The organism is Rhizobium sp. WSM1274 (assembly GCF_025200775.1).
Taxonomy (GTDB): domain Bacteria; phylum Pseudomonadota; class Alphaproteobacteria; order Rhizobiales; family Rhizobiaceae; genus Rhizobium; species Rhizobium leguminosarum_I.
In genome coordinates this window covers 3,473,591-3,495,610 of sequence record NZ_CP104138.1, presented here as the reverse complement: position 1 = coordinate 3,495,610, position 22,020 = coordinate 3,473,591, and the positions used below count along the sequence as shown (strand labels likewise).

20 protein-coding genes are annotated in these 22,020 nt (G+C 61.5%); 10 read left to right on the top strand and 10 right to left on the bottom strand.

Annotated features, from left to right (window positions below):
• Window positions 1–34: 34 nt before the first annotated feature.
• Window positions 35–1,960, bottom strand: a complete 1,926-nt coding sequence (locus N2600_RS17530) for an ABC transporter substrate-binding protein (protein ID WP_260296924.1) — start codon at window positions 1,958–1,960, stop codon at window positions 35–37.
• Between the two features lie 177 nt (window positions 1,961–2,137).
• Between N2600_RS17530 and N2600_RS17525 the strand changes: the two genes are divergently transcribed.
• Window positions 2,138–3,157: a LacI family DNA-binding transcriptional regulator gene (locus N2600_RS17525; RefSeq protein WP_260296923.1), complete on the top strand. Its 1,020-nt coding sequence runs from the start codon at window positions 2,138–2,140 to the stop codon at window positions 3,155–3,157.
• On the opposite strand, the gene N2600_RS17520 is transcribed toward N2600_RS17525, so the two are convergent.
• Window positions 3,154–3,924 carry a TIM barrel protein gene (locus tag N2600_RS17520; protein ID WP_260296922.1) on the bottom strand — a complete coding sequence of 257 codons (771 nt, stop codon included), beginning with the start codon at window positions 3,922–3,924 and terminating at the stop codon, window positions 3,154–3,156. The two genes, N2600_RS17525 and N2600_RS17520, sit on opposite strands and share 4 nt — an antisense overlap.
• A 144-nt stretch (window positions 3,925–4,068) precedes the next feature.
• Between N2600_RS17520 and N2600_RS17515 the strand changes: the two genes are divergently transcribed.
• Window positions 4,069–4,857, top strand: coding sequence for an SDR family NAD(P)-dependent oxidoreductase (locus N2600_RS17515; protein WP_017965877.1), 789 nt, complete (start codon window positions 4,069–4,071; stop codon window positions 4,855–4,857).
• A gap of 174 nt (window positions 4,858–5,031) precedes the next feature.
• Window positions 5,032–5,496, top strand: coding sequence for an RrF2 family transcriptional regulator (locus N2600_RS17510; RefSeq protein ID WP_170257941.1), 465 nt, complete (start codon window positions 5,032–5,034; stop codon window positions 5,494–5,496).
• On the opposite strand, the gene N2600_RS17505 is transcribed toward N2600_RS17510, so the two are convergent.
• Window positions 5,497–6,624, bottom strand: a complete 1,128-nt coding sequence (locus N2600_RS17505) for a monooxygenase (RefSeq protein WP_260296921.1) — start codon at window positions 6,622–6,624, stop codon at window positions 5,497–5,499. It abuts the gene before it with no gap.
• 158 nt (window positions 6,625–6,782) lie between these two features.
• Here N2600_RS17505 and N2600_RS17500 point away from each other — a divergent pair, with 158 nt between their 5' ends.
• Window positions 6,783–7,559, top strand: coding sequence for a metallophosphoesterase family protein (locus N2600_RS17500; RefSeq protein ID WP_260296920.1), 777 nt, complete (start codon window positions 6,783–6,785; stop codon window positions 7,557–7,559).
• 29 nt (window positions 7,560–7,588) lie between these two features.
• Here the strand turns inward: N2600_RS17500 and N2600_RS17495 are convergent, their stop codons facing one another.
• The 3 genes from N2600_RS17495 to N2600_RS17485 form a co-directional block, all read right to left on the bottom strand.
• Window positions 7,589–10,777 carry an efflux RND transporter permease subunit gene (locus tag N2600_RS17495; RefSeq protein WP_260296919.1) on the bottom strand — a complete coding sequence of 1,063 codons (3,189 nt, stop codon included), beginning with the start codon at window positions 10,775–10,777 and terminating at the stop codon, window positions 7,589–7,591.
• Window positions 10,774–11,949 carry an efflux RND transporter periplasmic adaptor subunit gene (locus N2600_RS17490; protein WP_260296918.1) on the bottom strand — a complete coding sequence of 392 codons (1,176 nt, stop codon included), beginning with the start codon at window positions 11,947–11,949 and terminating at the stop codon, window positions 10,774–10,776. The genes N2600_RS17495 and N2600_RS17490 overlap by 4 nt, the downstream gene beginning before the upstream one ends.
• A 171-nt stretch (window positions 11,950–12,120) precedes the next feature.
• Window positions 12,121–12,414, bottom strand: a complete 294-nt coding sequence (locus N2600_RS17485; RefSeq protein WP_260296917.1) for a hypothetical protein — start codon at window positions 12,412–12,414, stop codon at window positions 12,121–12,123.
• A gap of 76 nt (window positions 12,415–12,490) precedes the next feature.
• On the opposite strand from N2600_RS17485, the gene N2600_RS17480 reads away from it, so the two are divergent.
• Genes N2600_RS17480 through N2600_RS17470 form a run of 3 tightly spaced genes read left to right on the top strand, consistent with a single transcriptional unit; the run spans window position 12,491 to window position 15,711 of the window.
• The gene (locus tag N2600_RS17480) at window positions 12,491–12,955 is read left to right on the top strand and encodes a MarR family winged helix-turn-helix transcriptional regulator (protein ID WP_260296916.1); all 465 of its coding nucleotides are present in this window, start codon (window positions 12,491–12,493) and stop codon (window positions 12,953–12,955) included.
• The gene (locus tag N2600_RS17475; protein WP_260296915.1) at window positions 12,948–14,177 is read left to right on the top strand and encodes an HlyD family secretion protein; all 1,230 of its coding nucleotides are present in this window, start codon (window positions 12,948–12,950) and stop codon (window positions 14,175–14,177) included. The genes N2600_RS17480 and N2600_RS17475 overlap by 8 nt, the downstream gene beginning before the upstream one ends.
• Window positions 14,170–15,711: a DHA2 family efflux MFS transporter permease subunit gene (locus tag N2600_RS17470; RefSeq protein WP_260296914.1), complete on the top strand. Its 1,542-nt coding sequence runs from the start codon at window positions 14,170–14,172 to the stop codon at window positions 15,709–15,711. Before N2600_RS17475 ends, N2600_RS17470 begins: the two co-directional genes overlap by 8 nt.
• Window positions 15,712–15,714: 3 nt before the next feature.
• On the opposite strand, the gene N2600_RS17465 is transcribed toward N2600_RS17470, so the two are convergent.
• From N2600_RS17465 to N2600_RS17455, 3 genes are read right to left on the bottom strand one after another with little or no spacing between them, the layout of a single operon-like run.
• A complete protein-coding gene (locus N2600_RS17465; RefSeq protein ID WP_407766636.1) occupies window positions 15,715–16,332 on the bottom strand; it encodes a DNA-3-methyladenine glycosylase in 618 nt (205 codons plus the stop codon).
• Between the two features lie 53 nt (window positions 16,333–16,385).
• Complete coding sequence (locus tag N2600_RS17460; protein ID WP_260296913.1) at window positions 16,386–16,700, bottom strand: hypothetical protein; 315 nt, start codon at window positions 16,698–16,700, stop codon at window positions 16,386–16,388.
• Between the two features lie 39 nt (window positions 16,701–16,739).
• On the bottom strand, window positions 16,740–17,648 hold the full coding sequence (locus N2600_RS17455; RefSeq protein ID WP_260296912.1) for a LysR family transcriptional regulator: 909 nt from the start codon (window positions 17,646–17,648) through the stop codon (window positions 16,740–16,742).
• 121 nt (window positions 17,649–17,769) lie between these two features.
• Here N2600_RS17455 and N2600_RS17450 point away from each other — a divergent pair, with 121 nt between their 5' ends.
• Window positions 17,770–18,510 carry an SDR family oxidoreductase gene (locus N2600_RS17450; protein WP_260296911.1) on the top strand — a complete coding sequence of 247 codons (741 nt, stop codon included), beginning with the start codon at window positions 17,770–17,772 and terminating at the stop codon, window positions 18,508–18,510.
• Window positions 18,511–18,846: 336 nt separating this feature from the next.
• Here the strand turns inward: N2600_RS17450 and N2600_RS17445 are convergent, their stop codons facing one another.
• Window positions 18,847–19,758: a LysR family transcriptional regulator gene (locus tag N2600_RS17445; protein WP_017965865.1), complete on the bottom strand. Its 912-nt coding sequence runs from the start codon at window positions 19,756–19,758 to the stop codon at window positions 18,847–18,849.
• 164 nt (window positions 19,759–19,922) lie between these two features.
• On the opposite strand from N2600_RS17445, the gene N2600_RS17440 reads away from it, so the two are divergent.
• Together N2600_RS17440 and N2600_RS17435 are read left to right on the top strand one after the other, a co-directional pair.
• On the top strand, window positions 19,923–20,735 hold the full coding sequence (locus tag N2600_RS17440; RefSeq protein WP_260109293.1) for an alpha/beta hydrolase: 813 nt from the start codon (window positions 19,923–19,925) through the stop codon (window positions 20,733–20,735).
• Window positions 20,736–20,781: 46 nt separating this feature from the next.
• Window positions 20,782–21,972: an efflux RND transporter periplasmic adaptor subunit gene (locus tag N2600_RS17435; protein WP_260109292.1), complete on the top strand. Its 1,191-nt coding sequence runs from the start codon at window positions 20,782–20,784 to the stop codon at window positions 21,970–21,972.
• Window positions 21,973–22,020: the final 48 nt, after the last annotated feature.

The window sequence follows — 22,020 nt, the reverse complement described above, 5'->3', positions numbered from 1 at the left end:
CCGGCGCCTGGCATGCATCATGGGGAATGGGCCATCAAGCCTTATAGAACTGCTCCGGCATCGTCGGAGCGGGCGTCGGCCAGCCGAAGGAGTTCGGCATGATCTTGGTGATGTTCTTCATGTTGTTCTTGACGATGCCGTAGCCGTCGGGCGGCAGCGAGATGCCGAAGACATAAAAATTGTCGGCGGCGCCTTGCAGGATCTGCTTCATGACCTCGCGCTGGCCTGATGCGTCGGAAGTCGCCTTCAACTTGTCGTATAGCGCAAGCTGGCTCTTCGTGTTTTCCGGCGGTTCCTCGGCATTGGCATTGGCGCGGTCGCGATACCAGAGCTGCCAGGCCGGGGCATACATGGCGTTGGCATCGGTCGGCACGTAATAGCGCGGGTCGAGCATGGCGGCGACGCCGCCATTGGCGCCGAACTGGTGGGCGGTCGCGTCGAAATCGCGGCCCTGGCGGACGCGCGTCTCCCAAAGCGAACGGTCCATCGAGCGCATCTGCGCATCGATGCCGACCGCCTGGAACATCGGAATGACAAGTTGGAAGAGATCGAGGAAGACGGCGCGCGCCTGGTCGATCTCGAAGATGATCGTCAGGCGGCGGCCCTTTTCGTCGAGGCGGAAGTTCTGGTCGTCGCGCTTCGGCACGATCTGATCGAGCATGGCATTCGCCTTGTCGACGTCATAGGCCGTGAACTGCGTGGCGAGTTGCTCGTTGTAAAGCGGATCTTCCTTTTTGATCGACGGCTGGGCAGGCGCGCCCTGGCCAACGAGCACGGCATCGATCAGCGACTGCCGGTCGAGCGCGGTCGAGAGTGCCGCGCGGAAATCCTTGTTCCGGAAGAGCGTCCGCTTGGTCTCGTCGTTGTGGTTCAGGTTGAAGATGAAATTCATCACATTGGCTTCGGTCGAAGTCAGCGTGTAGAAATCATAGCCGCCCTGCTCACGCGCATCGTAGAGAACCGACTTGTTGTTCGGCGTGGCGATATACTGGTCCATCAGGTCGACTTCGCCCTGCATGGCCTTCAGCAGCAGAACCTGCGGGTCGGCGACCATCTGGTAGACGATGCGGTCCATATAGGGCAGCTGGTTGCCCTCGGTATCGACCTTCCAATAGTAGGGATTGCGCTCGGCAACGGCGCGTTCGGTGTTTTCGCCGGGTGCTATGGTGAACATCCAGGCATGCACGCAGGGCTTCTTCGAGGAGTTCAGGAAGAAGGCGTTGTCGTCCTGGAAACCGGCGGCCGCCTGGAAGGAGGCGATCCAGCTTTCGAAGCCGCGTTGCTTGGCGAGTTCATCGGCCTTCGGATTGAAGTCGATGTGGAACTGCTCGAGATAATGCTTTGGCGTGCGCGTCGTCTGGTCGTTGTTTGCCCAGGCGACCTGCAGCGGGAAAAGACCGTTCGGCTTGTCGAAGGTGACCTTGAAGGTCTGCTCGTCGACGATCTCCAGCTTGGCCGGCTTGCCGCCGGACTTCCAATGATCCTGGCCGACGAAGGCGACGCGCTTGTCGGTAAAGACGGTGTCGTACCAGAACTTGATGTCGGCAGTGGTGTAGGGATGACCGTCCGACCATTTCATTCCCTTGCGCAGGCGGATCGTATAGACTCTGGAATCGGCGTCACCCTCAAAAGACTCGGCAACGTTCAGCGTCACGCCTGACCAGTCGGGGGTGTAGCGCAGCAGCGGTTCGTAGGCCTGGTAGCGAAACAGCATCGACAGCGACCCGCCGCCAACCAGCGCCATGTTCCAGTCGCCGCCGTATTTGCCGACGCTTTCGACCGGTTTGACGACGAGCGGATTTTCAGGAAGCCGGTCCTTCAGACCCGGCAGGGCGCCGCTCGACACCTTCGTTTTCAGGATATCCGCTTCCTTGAAGTCAGCGGCGAAAACCGGCAGGGCCGGTAATATCAGGGCGGCCGACGTCCCGGCCAGAAACGCACGTCGTTTCAGCTTGATCATAGGGATCTCCTCCAAAAATCCGTGCCCTTATCATTATTTTTGCTGTGGGCTTGAATGGAGAAAAGATTACATTTGGATATTGTTAGGTAAAGCGTTATGTTTACGTTAGTGTATAAATTTGCTTTACCGGCGCGATTGCTATAGCCAGCGCGCATCAATCGAACGCTGAGGTGCCACGTGGGAAGCAGGGGCCGGGTTACATTGCAGACGATCGCGCGGGAGGTCGGCCTGTCGAAATACGCGGTGTCGCGCTCACTTGCCGGCAAGAGCGGCGTCAGCGAAGAAACGCGCGCGCTGATCCGCGAGACGGCGCAGCGCCTCGGCTATATCAAGCCTGCCGGGCAGGGTACTGCCGGCGAGGTCGCGGTCGTCTTTCACGATCTCGATGCCGTCAACAGTGAGCTCTATATGCAGGTGCAGAACGGTGTGCAGCACGAGGCTCATCGGCTCGGGATGACGCTACGCGTACGCTGGACCCATGATTCCGGCCAGTTGGAAGAGCTGGCGCGCACTTGCGACGGGCTGATGCTCGTCGGTCCGCACGCTCGTGAGGCTGTGGCGGCGGTGAGTGCCACCGGCGTTCCGATCGTGCGTTTCGGCTGGGTCGATGCGCTTGAGCAGATAGACCATGTCGGCGGCACCGACCATGAGGCAGGGCAGGCGGTGGTAGAGTATCTGGTCGGGCTCGGCCATCGGTCCATTGTTTACGTCTATGGCATGCCGGGCCTGCGGGGACGCCAAGAGCGGCATTACGGCGCCCGCGAAGTCGCCGAACGTTATCCTGACGTTGCGCTTCATGTTATGCAGTTCGACGAGCAGAACGGCTTCGCGACGGCCTACCAGGCACTGAAGCAAAGGGGCATCCGGCCAACGGCTTTTTTCTGCGCCCATGACGGGCTGGCACTGACCGTGGTTTCCGAGCTGCTTGGTCAGGGATACCGCATTCCCGACGATATTTCGGTCGTCGGTTTCGGCGACTACTCGCCGGCAACGCAGATCTCACCGGCGCTGACGACGGTGAGGATGGAGGGGCAGGAGTGCGGGGCCGTCGGGCTGCGGCTCTTGCTCGAGCGCATCGAGAATCCACGCCTCCCCGGCATGCCGGCGCGGCGCATCATGATTGCCTCGCGCATTATCGAGCGCCGCTCTGCCGGACCCTGCAAGGCGGTGGCAAGCGTCGATGCCGCCGAGGTTTAACCGCCGAGCGAAGCAATCGCGGCCTTGACTGCGTCCGCGCCGGGCCTGGTCGGCCGGTACTCCAGACCGACGGCGCCGTCGTAACCGTTGGCGAAGATCCAGCCGAGGCGTAGAGCAAGGTCGATGCTGCCGGAGCCCGGCTCGTTGCGGCCGGGGTGATCGGCGACATGGACGTGGATGATACGGTCGAGACGGCCGTTCAGCACGTCTTCGCTGCGCTCGTCCATCACGGCGGAATGGTAGATGTCGTAGACGATGCCGATCTCGGGGCGAGCGACGTCGTCGATGATGTCGAGGCCTTCGCGGGTCGAATCGAGGAAATAGCCGATATGGTCGATGCGGATATTGAGCGGCTCGACGCCGAGGCGCACACCGCTGCCTTTGAGGATATCGGCGCCGGCTCTCAGCGTTTCGGTGAGCGCCCGGCGCTGTTCTTCGCGGCTCAAGCCTGGGAGATCGTCGCCCGCCTGGGCAATTAGCACCGGCGCGCCGAGACGCTTCGCGGCAGTCACGGATTCGGCAAGGCCTTTGAGCCAGACCTGCCGGTTGGCGGCGTCGGTCAGTGCGATTATCGGTTCGGCGACGAGGCTGGAGACGGCAAGGCCGGTTTCCTTCAGCGCCGCCTCGATCGCATTCAGATCCTTGTCGGTCCAGCGCCAGAATTCGATCGCCGTCAGGCCGGCTGCATGGGCGCGGCGGATGCGATCGGGAAAGCTGTCGCCCTCTTCGGCAAACAGCCACTCTATGCAGGCTGAATAACGTCGCATCAAAACTCCTCCCATCCGTTGATGCAGGCATGCGACAGATCGGCGTCTGCCGCAAGAGGAGTGCAGGCGCTTGACGCCCGGTATTCATTGGCGGAACACTCAGCACATCAGGCCGGGATCTCCGGCCGTTTTGCGGAGGAAGACATGGATCTCGGATTGAAGGGAAAGACTGCCGTCATAACAGGTGCGTCAGTCGGCATCGGACTGGCGATCGCCGAGGGATTGGCGGCCGAGGGCGCCGACCTCGTGCTGGCAGCACGCGGCGGCGAACGGCTCGAGGCGGAAGCCGCCCGTATCGCCGAGACGTACGGCGTCAGCGCCGCCGCTGTCGCGGCCGATGTGGCGACGGTTGCGGGAACCGAGGCGATCATCGCGGCGGCGGCCGCAAAAGGCGGCGCCGACATCCTCATCAACAATGCCGGCACCGGATCGAACGAGACGGTGATGGAGGCGCCCGACGAGAAGTGGCAGACCTATTGGGACCTGCATGTGATGGCCGCCGTGCGGCTGGCGCGCGGCATCGCGCCGCAGATGAAGGAACGCGGCGGCGGAGTGATCCTGCACAACGCCTCGATCTGCGCTGTCCAGCCACTCTGGTACGAGCCGATCTACAACGTCAGCAAGTCGGCGCTGATGATGTTTTCGAAGACGCTCTCGACCGAACTCATCAAGGACAATATCCGTGTCAACTGTGTCAATGCCGGCCTGATCCTGACGCCCGACTGGATCAAGACCGCCAAGCAATTGACCGCCGAAACCGGCGGCAACTGGGAGGGCTATCTGCAGAGCGTCGCCAACGAGCACGCCGCCTCCAAACGGTTCGGCACGCCGGAGGAGCTGGCCAACGTCTTTGTCTTCCTCAGTTCGGAGCGTGCGAGCTATTGCATCGGCTCGACCTATTTCGTCGACGGCGGCATGCTGAAGACGATCTGACCGAGGTGAGCGGAAAGCGCGCGGCGGCCGGTCTTTGTCAAGGCTGCCGTGCGGGCCTGTGGATGTTGCCGATACAAGCTATAAATAATAGCTATTTTGTTGTATGTTCACGCTTTTGACGCTATTTGCCTGCTATTGGCAGGATAATACTGCGATTTCTACAAGGCGACGACGATGCTGACGAAAAAGGGAAAATACGGGCTGAAGGCGCTGGTCGACCTGGCGCGGCTGGCGCCGGGTGAGACCGCCTTCATCAACGACATCGCGGCCCGCAACAATATCCCGAAGAAGTTTCTCGATACGATCCTGCTCGAACTGCGCAATGTCGGCATCCTGCGCTCGAAAAAGGGACCGGGCGGCGGCTATTCCCTGTCGCGGCCGGCCTCCGAAATCCGCATCGGCCATGTCATCCGCACGCTCGACGGGCCCCTAGCGCCCATCCGTTGCGCCAGCCGAACGGCTTACGAGGCCTGCGACGACTGTGCCGATCCGGAAACCTGTCAGGTGCGGCGCTCGATGACCGACGTTCGGGACGCGATCGCCGCCATTCTCGACAATATGACCCTTGAGCAATTCGTCGCCGGCGGTGGCCGCGTCGACGGTACGACGGAAGAATTCCCGATCTCCGCCGCCAGCTGATTAGGCGCCGCCAACCTTCGACATATATTCGCCTGCGGCATGCACCAGCTTATCGTGCGGCAGCGATAGCGCGTGAATGCGGGCATTGCGCCAATGGCGGTCGAGATTGAGCCCGATGCCAGCCGATGTTTCCCCTGCAAGTTCAAACAGCGCGTTTGCGGTGTCGAGCGCCGTTTCCCCGGCAAGGATTGCGGCGGCCGAGGCGGAAAAATGCGCGTCCGCCATCGCTGCCTCAACAGGATTGACCTGGGCAATGTCGAGTTTGCGCCCAGCCCGTTCCAAGGCTGCCGCTGTCGCTTCGATACGGATGGCGCGGCCGCCGATTCGCGGGAGGACGGTCGCGCTGCGATCGCCAATCGCGGTCATCAGGTCGCACCATGCGGCCCGCGCGATGCCCAGGCTGACGCCGGCCTTGAGCAGCAGGCCGAGCGAGATGCCGGTCGAATATCCGGACGAGGGGGCAGGGGCAATCGCATCGGCATTGACATGAAGTGTGGCGACGATCACCGTCGCTGATCCGTTGGTGCGCTGGCCGAAGCCGTCCCAATCGTCGACCACCTGCACGCCTTCGTCAGCCCGTGCAAGGTAGAGCGTCACCGGGCGGCTGGGCGGGGCGGTGGCGGCAGCGGCGATCCAGTCGGCGAATAGAATACCGGGCGCCTGTCGCGTGCGCCCACTCAGGCGGTAGCCCGGGCCTTCGGCCGCAAGCGCAGCTCCGTCGGTGAAGGCGGCGCCCGAAAAGCGGTCGCCGAGCAGCACGCGGGCAAACAGCGATGCCTTCAAATCTTCGGCAGCCTGGGTGCGGAGGGTTTCCAGCATGCAAAAATGATTTTCCAGCGCCTCGCCGATCGAAGGATCGCCCTCGGCGATGATTGCAACGATTTCGGCGAGCAAGGCGTTCGACACGTCGAGCCCTTGGTGGTCGGGCGGTACCGCGATTGCAGTCAGCCCCGATACCGACAGCGCATCAAGCTCGGCAAAGGGTAGGATGCGGTTGATATCGCGCTCGCTCGCGTGATGCCGGAATGCGGCGGCGAGGTCGCGGGCCGTGGATATCGCCTCCTCTTCGCTTTCGATGCGATGCGCGGCAGCTCTCAGGCTCTGATGAAATTGCGATACCGTTCCCATCGGTCACTCTTTTCTCGACGGATATAGGAGTGAGGGATTGCCCCTCGAATGATAAGGCCGGTTTTTCTACAAAACCCGAAAGCTTTGAATTTTCTTACCAGCTTGATTGCGTTGTCCTTCACTCTACTTACGGTGAACCAGGGCTATCGAGAAATATGATGAGCGACTCTCGTGCTCGCAACAGCGAGGTTTCGAAAATGGCACGCCAGCCGAGACCGCGTCTGACGCTGGATATTGCCGCTATCCCAACCTATGCGATCGGCGACATTCACGGTCGGTATGATCTGCTTGTGAAGGCCGAGGAGGCGATCCTGCGTGATGGCGCGCAGTTGCCCGGGCGCAAGCTGATCGTCACGCTCGGGGACTATATCGACCGCGGCCCGGAATCGTCCCAGGTCATTGACCACCTGATGGAGCCGCCGCCTGATGGATTCGATCGTATCTGCCTTGCCGGCAATCACGAAGTCGCCATGCTCGACTATATCGACGGCTGGACCTCCTATGACGATTGGATGCAGATGGGGTCGGCGGAGTCGCTCAAATCCTATGGCCTCGATCCGGAGCACCTGCCGTTGGTCTTTCCCTCCGGCGCGAAGCTTGATGCCTTCATCCGCCAGTCGCTGCCGCGCACGCATATCGATTTCATGCGGGCGATGCCCGTCCTGCTGGAGACCCCGAACGTGATTTTCGTGCATGCGGACATCAATCCGAAGCTGCCGCTCAGCGAGCAGACGGACGAGGATCTGGTCCTCATCCGCCAGCGGTTTCTCGAAAGCCGGGTGCCGTTGCCGAAACTCGTCGTTCACGGTCACACGCCGAACGATGAACCCGACATACGGCCGAGGCGGCTCAATCTCGATACGCGCGCCTATCGCAGCGGCAAGCTCACCGTCGCCCGCCTGTGGCAAGGCCAAGTGCATCTGTTTTCGACCTGACTTCCGTTTCTCCTGCCGGTGGGGTCGTGTCAGACGACCCCTTGCTCAACCGGCTCCGTCTTCGCTGGCTCTACAGTGGCCGGCCGCTTGCGGCGCCAACCGCGCAGCACGACGTAAAAGACCGGCGTCAGAAACAGGCCGAAGATCGTCACGCCGAGCATGCCCGAGAAGACGGCGGTGCCGAGCGACTGGCGCATTTCTGCGCCGGGGCCGGTGGCGATCGCAAGCGGCAGAACACCGAAGATGAAGGCGAATGCCGTCATCAGGATCGGGCGCAGGCGAAGATGGCTGGCCTCGATGGCCGCCTCTACCGGCGATTTGCCCTCGTCTTCCGCCTGCCTGGCGAACTCGACAATCAGAATGGCGTTCTTGGCGGCAAGGCCGATCAGGACGATCAGGCCGATCTGGGTCAGGACATTGTTGTCCATTCCCCTCAGCGAGACCCCGATCAGCGCCGCAAGCACCGCCAGCGGGACGATGAGAATGATCGCGAGCGGCAGAACCCAGCTTTCATATTGTGCCGCCAGTGCCAGGAAGACGAAGATGACAGACAGGGCGAAGATGTAGATGGCCGTGTTGCCGGTGTGGGTCTCCTGATAGGCGAGTTCCGTCCATTCGAAGGTCGTTCCCTGCGGCAGGATCTTGGCTGCTAAGGCCTCCATCTTGGCGATCGCATCGCCCGTCGACGTGCCCGGCGTCGGATTGCCCTGAAGCGGCACCGAGACATACATGTTGTAGCGCTGGACAAGGGCCGGGCCGCTGGCATCCTGGATGTCCATCAAGGTTCCAAGCGGAACCAGCGCGCCGGTCGCCGATCGGACTTTGAGGGCGAGGATGTCTTCCCGGTCCATGCGATATTGCCGGTCGGCCTGGGCGCGAACCTGGTAGACGCGGCCGAACGCATTGAAATCGTTCACATAAGCGACGCCGAGATTGATGGAAAGGGCATTGAAGATATTGGGAATCGGCACATTCAGGAAACGCGCCTTGTCACGGTCGATCGCCAGGAAATATTGCGGGCTTGCATCGGAGAATGTCGTAAAGACACCGGTTAGCCCCTCGGTCGTTGCCGCCGCACCCATCATCTGTCGGGCCAGGCCGAGCACGCGCGTCATGTCGGCGTTTTCGAGATCGGAAATCTGCATCTTGAAGCCGCCGGAATTGCCGACGCCACGCACGGACGGCGGCGGGATGGCAATGATGAAGGCTTCCTGGATGCTTTGCAGCTTGCCGTAGAGCTCGCCGATGATCTTGTTGGCGGTCTCGCCGCCCTCTTCTCGCTCGGCAAAGGATTTGAACGGGACGAAGACGACGCCGGCATTCGAGGCATTGGTGAAGGTCGCCCCGCTGAAGCCGGCAAATTGCACCGCATTGCCGACACCGGGCACGGTGCGGGCGATATCGCCGACCTGTTTGACGACGGCGTCGGTACGTGCAAGTGAGGCGCCGTCCGGAAGCTGGATGACGATGATCGCGTAACCCTGGTCCATGGTCGGGATAAAGCCCGCGGGAACTTTCGTGCCAATGTACCAGGTCGCTCCGAGCAGGCAAACGAAGGTGACCATTGCCGCTGTCAATCCAACCCAGCTGCTGACCAGATGGCGAACGGTCCATGAATAGCCGGAACTCAGCCGATCGAATCCATGATTGAAGCCGTTTGCAAGCCCTCTTCCGAGGCGCGAGGCGACATTGGTGCGCTTGGTTTCGTGGTCATGGGCTTTCAGCAATATGCCTGCGAGGGCGGGCGACAGCGTGAGCGAATTCAACGCGGAAATTGCAGTGGTGACAGCGATCGTAACCGCGAACTGTCTGTAGAACTGTCCTGAGATGCCTGGAATGAAGGCCGTCGGGACGAACACGGCGATCAGCACCAGCGAGATAGCGACGACGGCGGTTCCGACTTCGTCCATCGTGACATGGGACGCCTGCTTCGGCGTCATGCCGCGCGCCAGATTGCGCTCGACGTTTTCCACCACCACGATCGCGTCGTCAACGACGATACCGATCGCCAGCACGAGGCCGAACAGGGTGAGCATGTTGAGCGAGAAGCCGAAGGCGAGCAGCACGGCAAAGGTGCCGATCAGCGACACCGGGATGGCAATGATCGGGATGATCGCGGTTCGCCAGGATTGCAGGAAGACAAGAACGACGATTGCCACCAGGATGGCCGCTTCGGCGATGGTTCTATAGACCTCGGTGATCGAATCCGAGATGAATTCAGTCGTGTCGTAGACGATACGATATTCGAGACCCGGCGGGAAATTCTGGGATATGTCCTTCATCAGCGTCTGGACTTGATGGGCCGTGTCCAAGGCGTTGGTTCCCGGCCGGGCGAAGATGCCGAGAGCAACTGCAGGATCGTTGTTGAGATAACTGTTAGTGACGTAATCCTGTGCGCCGAGTTCTATCCGGGCGACATCCTGCAACTGCACGAGTCGGCCCGATGTCGTCGATTTCACAATGACATACCGGAACTCGCGCACGTCGGAGAAGCGGCCGTCCGTTCGCACCGTATATTCGAATGCATTCTTGCCGGTGACGGGTGGGGCACCGATCTTGCCGCCTGATACCTGGACGTTCTGATCTCTCAATGCGGAGACGACGTCATCTGATGTCATCCCGTAGGCAGAGAGCTTTTCTGGGTCCAGCCAGATTCGCATCGAATACTGGCGCTCGCCAAAGATCTGCACGTCGCCGACGCCGTCTAGGCGCACGAGAACGTCGCGGATGCGGTTGCGGGCGTAGTTCGAGACGTAAAGCTGGTCATAGCGGTGCGACGGCGAAAGCAGATGCACCACCATCATCAGATCCGGCGAGCTTTTGTCGGTGGTCACGCCAAGCCGCTGGACTTCTTCGGGAAGACGGGGCAGGGCGATGGAAACGCGGTTCTGGACAAGCACCTGCACCTTGTCGAGATCAGTTCCGAGCTTGAAAGTGATCGTCAGCGACATGGCGCCGTCGGCGCTGGAGTAAGAAGACATATAAAGCATGTCTTCGACGCCGTTGATCTGTTGTTCGAGCGGCGTCGAAACGGTATCGGCGATCGTCTGCGGGTCGGCACCCGGATAAGAGGTGCGCACGACGATGGTCGGCGGCGCTATCTCAGGATACTGCGATACCGGCAGCTGCGTATAGGCAATGCCGCCGACGACGAGAAGCAGGATCGAGATCACGGCCGCAAAGATCGGTCGATCCACGAAGAAATGAGCAAATCTCATTGTCCGCTCTCCGCGCCGGCGGTTTCGGGCGCAGTGTCCTGCCGCTCCTGCGGCAGTTCGGTCATCTCAGGCGTAATCTTTGCACCCGGCCGGGCGCGCATCAGGCCGTTGACAATGATCGTCTCGGTGCCATCGAGGCCCTCGCGTATGATGCGGTAGCCGTAGAGCCTCGGCCCAGGCCTTACGGGCTTGGTCGACACCGTGCCGTCTTCGGCGACGACATAAACGACGCGCTCATTCTGGTCCGAGCCGATCGCCTCGTCGGGGACGAGAATGGCCTGGTAGGTGTTCGAGGCTTCGACCTGTATGCGACCGAAGAGGCCGGGCTGAAGGACGAGATCGGGGTTGGGGAAGCGGGCACGCAGACGAATGGTGCCGCTCTCATTGTCGACCCGATTTTCGGCGAAATCGAGCTTTCCTTTGAATGGTTTGGCATTGGGATCGGAGATCGTGACGGATACATCCAGTCCGCCACCGCCCTGCTGGAGATCCTTGCCCAGCTTGCGGGCCGTGTCGGCAAAATTCAGCAGGCGGCGCTCATCGACGTCGAAATAGAAATCGATCGGGTCGAGAGAAACGATCGTCGTGAGAATGGTCTGGTCGGTTTGCACGAGGTTGCCGGCGGAGATCAGGCGGCGGTCGATGCGGCCGCTGAGCGGCGCTTTGATTTCGGTATATTCCATATCGAGAGATGCGCGATCGGCGGCAGCTTGGGCGCCGCGGACATTGGCCTCAGCCGAATCGAATTCGCGGCGGCGATCGTCCAGCGTCTGCGCCGATTGGCTGCCGCTCGAAGCAAGCGATTGCGCGCGCTTATACTGCGCATCGGCAAAGACCAGGGCGGATTGCGATGCTTCGAGTGCCGCCTTTGCCTGATTAAGCGCGGTGACGAACGGCCGCTGGTCGATGACGAAGAGCAGATCGCCTTGCTTGACCAGGGCGCCGTCCTGGAAATAGATTTCCTCCAGGTAACCACCGACGCGCGAACGGACGGAGACTTCGTCGACGGGCTCGAAACGGCCGATGAACTCGTCGCTGTCGACGACATCGCGCACGACAGGCTTGGCGACGGTGACGGGCGGAGGCGGCGGGGCGCTCTGGGCCAGCGCGGGGAGAGGCATGAATGCGGCAATACAGCCAAGCACCACCATCTGTCGAAGCGAGTAAGTCATACCGGTCCTCCAATCTCGACGGCCGATTCACTGCCGCCAACCTCAAGATGAAGTGATGCTGTTCACGTCTTGTTGCTTTGAATGAGGGCCTCTGCCCCCGTGATTCCCCCGGCATTCAATCCCTTGGAAAAGGCAGGCCGGCACGCAATGCACATCGGAAAAATCGTAACCCTATGGAATTGGACTATAAACGGCAGCGGCGAAAAATTGCAAATGCCAATTCGTAACGATTCCGGAATCCATCAAAACGTCACGGACGGCATCAGCTCTCGACGATCTCGTCTCTGCCGGGGTGGCGGCGGCGAGTTCGGTCCCGTCGAACTCCTGTTCCAGCATGTGAATGACATCATCGTCGATCTCGTCGGCGCGGCGCGGCGCGCCTCCTTCGGAGGCTGTACCTACCGCAGAATTAGGGCAGAGCTGGGCTGCGGCATTTTCGCCGCTGCCGTTAAATCTGCCGTTCATGCCCTTGTGCGGCGCGCATGCTCAATATATATACCTATATTATAAGTATGCTTATAAATAACGGTCACAGGTTTTCATGAACGCCACTCCGACCCTCGGTTTCCTTCTCCACGATGTCGCACGGCTGCTGCGCAAGCGGTTCGAGCAGCGCGCAAAGTGCCTTGGGCTGACCCGGTCGCAATGGCAGACGCTTGCCTATCTCTCGAATAACGAAGGCATTCACCAAGGCGGCCTTGCCGAAATCCTCGAAGTCGAGCCGATCACGCTGGTGCGCATTCTCGACAAGCTCGCCGAACGCGGGCTGATTGAGCGCCGCCAGCACCCGACCGACCGGCGCATCTGGCTGCTCTACATGCGCGACGAGGCGCACCCACTGCTCGCCGAAATGCGCGAGCTCGGCGACACCACCCGCACAGAAGCGTTGCAGGGCGTTTCGGCCGAGCAGCGCGAGCAGCTTTTCCACATCCTATCGGTAATGAAGACGAACCTGGTTCAGGCATGCCGGAGCCCGGTTGACGAGAATGAGACGAACGATGGCTGACCAATCCCCCCTCCGCGTCGTTGCCGACGCCAATGCCAAGACCAAGACTCCTGTCGAAGACAACCAAGCGAAACAGCAGGAAACAGTAGCCGAAGCGCCTTCATCCAATTCAGCGCCGGCTGCCGCCGTGGCTGCGCCTGGCGGCAACAAGGTCCGCCGCCGGCGCAGTCTCACGCGGCCGATCCTGTTTGCCCTGCTGCCGGTGGCGCTCGTCGTCGGTGGTTATTATTACGTCAATGGCGGCCAGGTGATGTCGACCGACAACGCCTATATCCAGGCCGATATGGTCGGGCTTACCACCGATGTCTCGGGTATCGTCGACCAGATCAACGTGCATGAGAACGAGGCCGTCAAGGCGGGGCAGGTGCTCTTCAGCCTGAGGCCCGATTCCTTCAAGATCGCGCTTGCCGGCGCCGAAGCCCAGCTCGGTGTCCAGCGCAACCAGATCATGAACCTCAAGGCAAGCTATCAGCAGTCGCTGGCCGAAATTACCCAGGCCGAGGCCGACATTCCCTATTACCAGGAGGAATTCGACCGTCAGCAAAACCTGGTGACCAGCGGCGGCGCGACCCGCTCGGCCTATGACGAGGCCAAGCACAATCTCGAAGCCGCTGAGCAGAAGGTGACCGTCGCCAAGGCGGAAGCCGCGACCACGCTTGCTCAGCTCGGCGGCTCTGCCGATCAGCCGCTCGAGGAGAACCCGCTCTACCTGCAGGCCAAGTCGAATGTCGACAATGCCCAGCGCGAACTCGACCACAGCGTCGTCAAGGCGCCGTTCGATGGCATCGTCACCAATGTCAACGCGCTGCAGGTGGGCTCCTATCTGCAGGCTTCGCAGCAGGCCTTCTCGCTTGTTGCCACCGACCACCTGTGGATCGCCGCCAGCCCGAAGGAAACCGAACTCACCTACGTCAAGCCCGGCCAGACGGCTGAGATCTATATCGACACCTATCCCGGCGTGACATGGAAGGGCAAGGTCGTGAGCATCAGCCCGGCCTCCGGCTCCAGCTTCTCGCTGCTGCCGGCGCAGAATACCACGGGCAATTGGGTCAAGGTCGTCCAGCGCATTCCGATGCGCGTCAGCATCGAGGACACCGAAAGCAAGCCGCCGCTGCGCGTCGGCATGAGCACGGTGGTCGATGTCGAGACCGGCCATGCCCGCGGCCTGCCTGATTTCGTCAACAAGCTTCTGGGTCGGCCTCAGGGCAAGGATCATGAGTAACGATTCCGCTTCTCCGGCGACGCCGATTGCCAATCGCGGTGCGATCACGGCCTGCGTCATTCTCGCCGTCATCATGCAGGCGCTGGACACGACGATCGCCAACGTGGCGCTGCCCTATATCCAAGGCAGCGTGTCGGCCTCCGCCGACCAGATCAACTGGGTCCTGACCTCCTATATCGTCGCGGCGGCAATCATGACGCCGCCGTCGGGCTTCCTTGCCGCCAAGTTCGGTCGCAAACGCGTGCTGCTCGTCGCCATCGTCGGTTTCGTGGTTGCTTCCGTTCTCTGCGGCCTGGCGCAATCACTGAACCAGATCGTCGCCTTCCGCCTGATGCAGGGCCTGTTCGGCGCATCGCTGGTGCCACTTTCCCAAGGCATCCTCCTCGATATCTATACCGTCGAGGAGCGCGGGTCGGCCATGGCCCTTTTCGGCGTCTCGGTCATGGTCGGGCCGGTGCTTGGGCCCGTCATCGGCGGCTGGTTGACCGACAATATCAGCTGGCGCTGGGTGTTTTATATCAACGTGCCGATCGGGGCGCTGGCCTTCATGGGCATCGTCGTCTTCGTCACCGAGACCAAGAGGGATCTGCTTGCCAAGCTGGACTGGTTCGGCTTCGGGATGATGAGCCTCGGCATTGCCGCGCTGCAGCTCTTTCTCGACCGCGGCGAGCAGCTCGACTGGTTCTCCTCGGGCGAGATCGTCATCGAGGCGCTGATCTGCGCTGCCGCCTTCTATCTGCTGATCGTGCACACGCTGACGGCAGAGAAATCCTTCGTGAACCCGAAGCTGTTTCTCGACCAGAATTTCTCGATCAGCATGATCTTCATCTTCGTGATCGGCATCACCTATCTCGCCTCGCTGGCGCTGATGACGCCCTATCTGCAAACGCTGATGGGCTATCCCGTGATCACCGCCGGCATCGTGATGGGGCCGCGCGGGCTTGGCACCATGCTCTGCATGTTCATCGTCGGACGGCTGATCGGCAAGGTCGACACGCGCTTGCTGCTGGTGCTCGGTCTCGGTCTTACCGCCTGGGCGATGTACGACATGACCGGCTGGACGCCCGATGTCTCACAATGGACGATCGTCTCCGTCGGTTTCATCCAGGGCGCCGGCCTCGGCTTCCTGTTCGTGCCGCTGACGACGATCGCCTTTGCCACGCTGCCCGCCCATATGCGCGGCGACGGCACCGGCCTCTATAACCTGTCGCGAAACATCGGCTCGTCGGTCGGCATCTCGATCGTCTCGGCGCTGATCGTCGAAAACACACAGAGCAATCACGAATCGATCGCAGCCTATGTGACGCCGTTCAATCACGCCTTCAACGCAGTCGCGGCACAAGGGCTAAGCCCGCTGACGGCTGCCGGCCGCGCTTCGCTCAACGAAATCATCACGCTGCAATCGACGATCATCGCCTATATGGACGATTTCAAGCTGCTGATGCTGATGTCGCTTGCGGTCATTCCGCTGGTTCTGCTGCTGCGCAAGCCGAAGGCAGCACCTGCCGCCGACCACAGCGCGGTGATGGAGTAGTGATTAGCGGAACGGCTTGCTGAGATAACGCGATCCCTGAATGCCGAAGCGCCATGGTGCTTCGGCGTTTTTCGTGATGCCGATGCGTTTTCCCGAGACGATCGGCACTGGGGCCGATTGTGCGATCGCATACGGCGGGCGGTCGAGCAGCCTGTCATTGATCGCGATATCGATGCCGAGCGCCTGGCAGAGCTTGCCGGGACCGCTGCAGAGCGCCGTCAGCATGTCGGTGCCGCGCCGCTCCATCATCACAGGGATTCCCGTTTCCGGCTCCAGGGCGCGGATGAGGGCAGCCGAGCCCGGATGGCAGACGAAATTCAGGCACCAGTACATGCCGTAGATGCGGTAGATATAGACGTTGCCCGGCTTGCCGTACATGGCGCCGTTGCGCTTGGTCGGGCCGCGGAAGCTGTGCGAGGCCTCGTCATCGGGGAAATAGGCTTCGGTCTCGGTGATGCGCCCGCCGACGCCATCCACGGTCAGATGGCAACCGAGCAGGTCGCGAGAGACGGTGATCGCATCGCGCTCGAAAAATTTTCTGAGGCTTTCGCCGGCAAGTGCGCCGACGCCGATCGCGCCTGATATCGTTCCACCATCGGTCATATCAGATGCAAATAACATTCAGCGCGCTTGGCGTCATCCCAAAACCGTTTCATACGTTTGCGCGACAGGGATCAGCGGCCGGCATTCGGATCGCGCATCGGGATCGAGGAGGATGTGACCGAGACCGGGTCGCTCGCCGGGAAGGTATCCTCCAGACCCTCCTCCAGCTCTTCCTCGAGCAAAGCGGGGTCCTTGCTGCGCCAGCCGGCGCCATGGGCAGGTTCGATTGCTGCGGCAAGTAAGGCCTTGGCCCGCAAGACGGCGCTTTCCGGCATCAGTTCAGGCCTGCTGCGCAGCGTCACGGCAATTCTGTCTTCGCCTTCGCCTCCGAATTCGACAACGAAGCCGTCCTCCGTTTGGTAGACGGTGATATCGTTGAGTGCCATTGCCGTTCTCCGAGGGTGCTCATATTAGCAAAGCGCATTTTAGTGAAGCGCGTTTTCAGAATTTTGTCGAGCGAAGACCTTCACCAGCCAGTCGATGAAGACGCGCACGCGCGGCGAAAGCTGGCGGTTACGGGGATAGAGCAGGGACACCGGTGTTTGCGTCGGCGGAAAATCCGGCAGCACTTGGACCAGCGTGCCTTCGGCCAGATCCTTTTCAGCGTGATAGCGCGGGATCTGGATCATGCCGAGGCCCAGCCTGGCCGCTGAAATATAGCTTTCGGCGGCATTGACGGCGACGGTCGCCGGGATGCCGATGTGGGCTACTGCGCCGTCGACGATGAATTCGAGCGGCAGCAGACTGCCGGTGCCGCTGGAGCGGAAGCCGACCATGCGATGGCCGGCAAGCTGGTCCGGATGCTGCGGCTGGCCGTGACGGGCGATATAGGCGGGGGAGGCGAGGGTCACCTCATCAAGCATGGCGACGCGCTGCGCGATCATGTCGCTGTCCTGAGGCGTGCCGACGCGCAGCACGCAGTCGATGCCCTCGCGCACCAGGTCGACTAGTCGGTCGCCCTCGCTCATGTAGAATTCGATCCCAGGATAGGTCTCCAGGAAGGACGGCAGGGTCGGCAGCACGAAATGGCGGGCAAGCGTGCCGTGCACGTCGACGCGCAGCATGCCCTTCGGTTTGGCGCCGGCAAAGGCGCCTTCGGCTTCCTCGATATCGGCGAGGATCGACAGGCAGCGCTGGTAATAGGCTTGGCCATCGAGCGTCGGGCTGACATGACGCGTCGTACGCCGGAGCAGGCGCACGCCGAGACGGGCTTCGAGCTGTTTCACCGCATCGGTGACGGTCGAGCGCGGCAGGCCGGTATCTTCGGCCGCAAGAGTAAAGCTGCGGCGTTCCACAACGCGGGAGAAGACCCGCATGGCATCGAATCTGTCCATCTTGTTTGTTCGTTATTCCCGGATAGTGATGCCGGATAATGCCTGATTATCCGCGCAGACAAAAGCGGCATCTTCTCCTCATCGAAAACGCGCTGCGGCGCATCCCTGAAGGAGAACGAAAATGGCCAGCAACGAAAACAAGGTCGCACTGGTGACTGGCGCCTCCCGCGGCATCGGCGCGGCAGTCGCCCGACGCCTCGCCAGGAACGGTTTCACCGTCGTCATCAACTATTCCGGCAATGCCGCTCCGGCCGAGGAATTGGTCCAGGAGATCGAGCAGGCCGGCGGCAAGGCACTGACGGCGAAAGCCGATGTCAGCGATGCCGAAGCCGTCCGCCACATGTTCGAAGCCGCGGAAACCGCCTTCGGCGGCGTCGACGTGCTCGTCAACAATGCCGGGATCATGATGCTGTCTTCTCTTGCCGAGGCCGACGACGTTAATTTCGATCGCCAGATCAACGTCAATCTGAAGGGCACCTTCAATACGCTCAGGGAAGCCGCCAAGCGTCTGCGTGACGGTGGCCGGGTCATCAACTTTTCGACATCCGTCGTCGGCCTGAAGCTCGAAACCTACGGCGTCTACGCCGCTACCAAGGCTGCCGTGGAAACGCTGACGGCGATTATGGCCAAGGAGATGCGCGGCAGAAACATCACGGTCAATGCGATCGCGCCTGGCCCTGTGGCCACCGACCTTTTCCTCAACGGCAAGTCGGACGAACTCATCGCCCGCATGGCGAAAATGAACCCGATGGAACGTCTCGGCACACCGGAAGACATCGCCGCTGCGGTTGCCTTTCTTGCCGGCCCGGACGGCGGCTGGGTCAACGGCCAGACGCTACGCGCCAATGGCGGCGTGATCTGACGAAACCGGCGGCGTCCGGCCGCCGCTCATCGGCCTTGAGGACTTGCTGAAGCCAGCCATCGGGAATTGACACCCGGTCGGCCACCGCGTGCGGGAATATCGGCGCCGACCCGTCATCGCAATTATGTGAACGCGATTGCGGAATTTTTCCTTATAATCCTGCGGGGAGTGCGTATATCTGTTTTATCGCGAGAAAGTGGAATTCCCTGCCGCTCTCTTCCGAACCTCCAGAGCCTGCCGCGTCCTTGTTACGGTGCGACAGGCTTGATGTTCAAAGTTGTACATTGCGGCCCGTCGAAGGTTCCCCTGCCTTCCGGGCCGTATTTGTCCTGGCGCTCAGACGTCGTTCAGTCTCGCCTCGACCAGAAGCTTCACCAGCCAGTCGACGAAGACGCGCACCTTGTTGCTGAGGTGGCGGTTCGGCGGATAAACGACGTAGAGCGGTAGCGGATCGCGACGCCAATCGGGCAGCACGCGGACGAGCTCGCCCCTTGCCATCGGCTCGCGCGCCATGAAGATCGGCACCTGCGCGATGCCGAGACCCGTCAGCGCAGCCGTCAGATAGGTGCGGCTATCGTTGACCGAGGCGATGTAACGCGGACTGGTCTCGATCACCTCGTTGTGTCGGCGGAATTCGAAAGGCAGGGTCCGGTTATTCTGTGCGCGGAAATAATTAACGGTGTAGTGATCCGCCTCCAGATCCTCCGGCCGCTCGGGCATGCCGAATTTCTGGACGTAGCCCGGTGAAGCGCAGGTGATCATCTCGACTTCGGAAACGCGCCGGGCAATCAGCGACTGGTCGGCCGGCGTGCCGGCCCGCAGCGCGCAATCGACATTTTCCGCAAGATAATCGACCGTCCGGTCGCCGACACCGAGATCGATACGGATATCGGGATAACGCTGATAGAAATCGCAAAGTGCCGGAACGACGATCCAATCGGCAAAAGCGCCGGCCATCTCGACACGCAGCCGCCCGCTCGGCAGGCTCTGGGAATTGGAGAGGCTGCCATCCAGTTCTTCCAGCTCGGAAATGATCTGGGCGGCGCGTTCGTAATAAAGCGCGCCGTCCGTGGTCACCATGACCCGGCGCGTGGTACGATTCAAAAGCTTGGTGCGCAGATGCGCTTCCAGGCCCTGGATGAGATTGGTCACTGTCGCCTTGGGCATGGCGAGCATGTCGGCGGCGCGGGTGAAATTGCCCGTCTCCACGACCCGAATGAAGACGCGCATTGCCGAGAGCTGATCCATCGGTTTCAAATCCGCAGTTTGCGTTGCACCATTGTTCGAGATCTGGAACAGAGTTATCGCGATATAGCTTCTTATTCCTCCGTTGGAATAACAATATCTTTTTTATACAAAATGCAAGCTGCAGGCGATGTCTGCTTGTGGCCGACGGAAAAGAGACCGGAAGCATGACGGTGGAATGGAAAGATATGATGCTGGATAAGGTGGCCATCGGCCCCGTTTCCGCGCGCATCTACCAGGGCGCCGATTACGGCAAGGGTCCGCCGATCGTGCTTTACCTGCATGGCGGCGCGTTTCTGGACAGCGACAAGAACATCGACCGGCCGGTGGCGATGAGCCTCGCCAAGGCCGGCGCTATCGTCGTCGCTGCCGATTACAGCAGTCTTTCCGGCAACATATTCCCGCAAGCGCTGGAAGTCTCCTTCTCCGTTTTTACCTATCTCGCCAACAAACGCGCCGGTCTCGGCGATCGGAAGTCGTTGCTCTTCGTCGCTGGCGAAGAAGCAGGCGGCAATGTCGCTGCCGGTGTGGCGCTGAAGGCGCGCGACCAGATGCCGGACGCGCTCGACGGCCAGATCCTGATTTCGCCGCTGCTTGATCCCTTCATGGGCACGTCCTCGATCCGCAAGGCAGAAGCCATCGGCATGCGCCAGCGCTGGACGGAGGGCTGGAGCCACTATCTGAGCGGCGGCGGTTGCCACCCTTACGCGGCGCCTTGCCTCTGTTCTCGTATTTCGGGGGTCGCGCCGGCGCTGATATTCACCGCGGAGGACGATCCTCTGCACGATGAAACGATTGGTTACGGTGCCCGCCTGAAACAGGCCGGTGTCGGTGTGCGCCAGCATGTCCTTCCCGCCGGGACGGGCTGGCCCTCGATTTATGGTGGGAAATCCGAGGGAGTGCCCGACTGGCAGGAAAACGTCAGCCGCCATTTCGGAAGCTTCCTTCGGGACGTAAGCGTTCAACCGCAATTGCATTGAAGAAGACCTGATATTTCGGCGGCCTTGAGCCGTAAGGAGAGTACCGATGACGTCCAGAAAGAAGCGCTGGGCCCTGGTGGGCGCCGGCATAGGCCTTGTTGCGTCCGTTTCCGGCGCCGCACTGTTTTTCGAATTGCCGATGAGCACGACCGCCACGGCCGCTTCCGCCCCTGCACAGGCTCCCGCTGTGCCGGTGACGGTGGCCGTCGTTGCGGCGCACGATGTGACGGCCTGGGAGAATTTCTCCGGCCGTCTGGAAGCCGTCGACCGTGTGCAGGTGCGTTCCCGTGTTGCCGGTGCCATCCTGTCGGTGGCCTTCCGTGAAGGGGCGCTGGTCAAGCAGGGCGACCTGCTCTTCACCATCGACCCAGCCCCCTACCAGGCGAGCGTGGCGCAGGCGCAAGGCCAGGTCGCTTCGGCCGAAGCCAAGGTCAGCCTGGCGCAGACTGAACTCGACCGCGGCCGCAGGCTTTCCGACAACCGCACCATCTCCCAAAGCGATCTCGATCAGCGCCAGAGCGCGCTGGCCGAGGCTCAGGCTGGGCTGCGTTCGGCGCAGGCTGCACTGCAGTCGGCTCAGCTCGATCTCGACTACACGCAGGTGCGGGCTCCGGTTTCCGGCCGCATCGGCAAGATCGAGGTGACCGCCGGTAACCTCGTCGCGGCCGGGTCGGCCTCGCCGGCGCTGACGACACTCGTTTCCGTCGATCCGATCTATGCGAGCTTCAACGCCAGCGAAGAGATGGTAACGCGGGCGCTCGCCCAACTTCCGCAGACGGATAGCGCCGTGCCTGCCGTCGAGCAGATCCCGGTCGAGGTCGGCACGCTGACCGACAGCGGCACGCCGATCAAGGGCAAGCTGCAGTTGATCGACAACGAGGTCGATGCATCAAGCGGCACGATCGGCGTACGCGCCGTCTTCGACAATCCGGGCGGGCGTCTCATCCCCGGCCAGTTCGTGCGGGTGCGCATGGGCCAGCCGAAGGCCGAGAACAAGATCGTCATCAGCGACCGTGCCGTCGGTACGGACCAGGACAAGAAGTTCGTCTTTGTCGTCGATGGCGAGAACAAGGTCGCCTATCGACAGGTCCAGCTCGGCACGCTGGCTGACGGCCAGCGGGTTGTCGAAAGCGGCCTGAAAGTCGGTGAGAAGATCGTCGTCAACGGTCTGCAGCGCATCCGTCCTGGTGCAGTCGTCGCACCACAGATGGAAGAGAAGGTCGCGACCGTGCAATAGGACTTCGCCTTCCTCTCCCCCGGGGGAAGGCCGATACGCGAAATGATA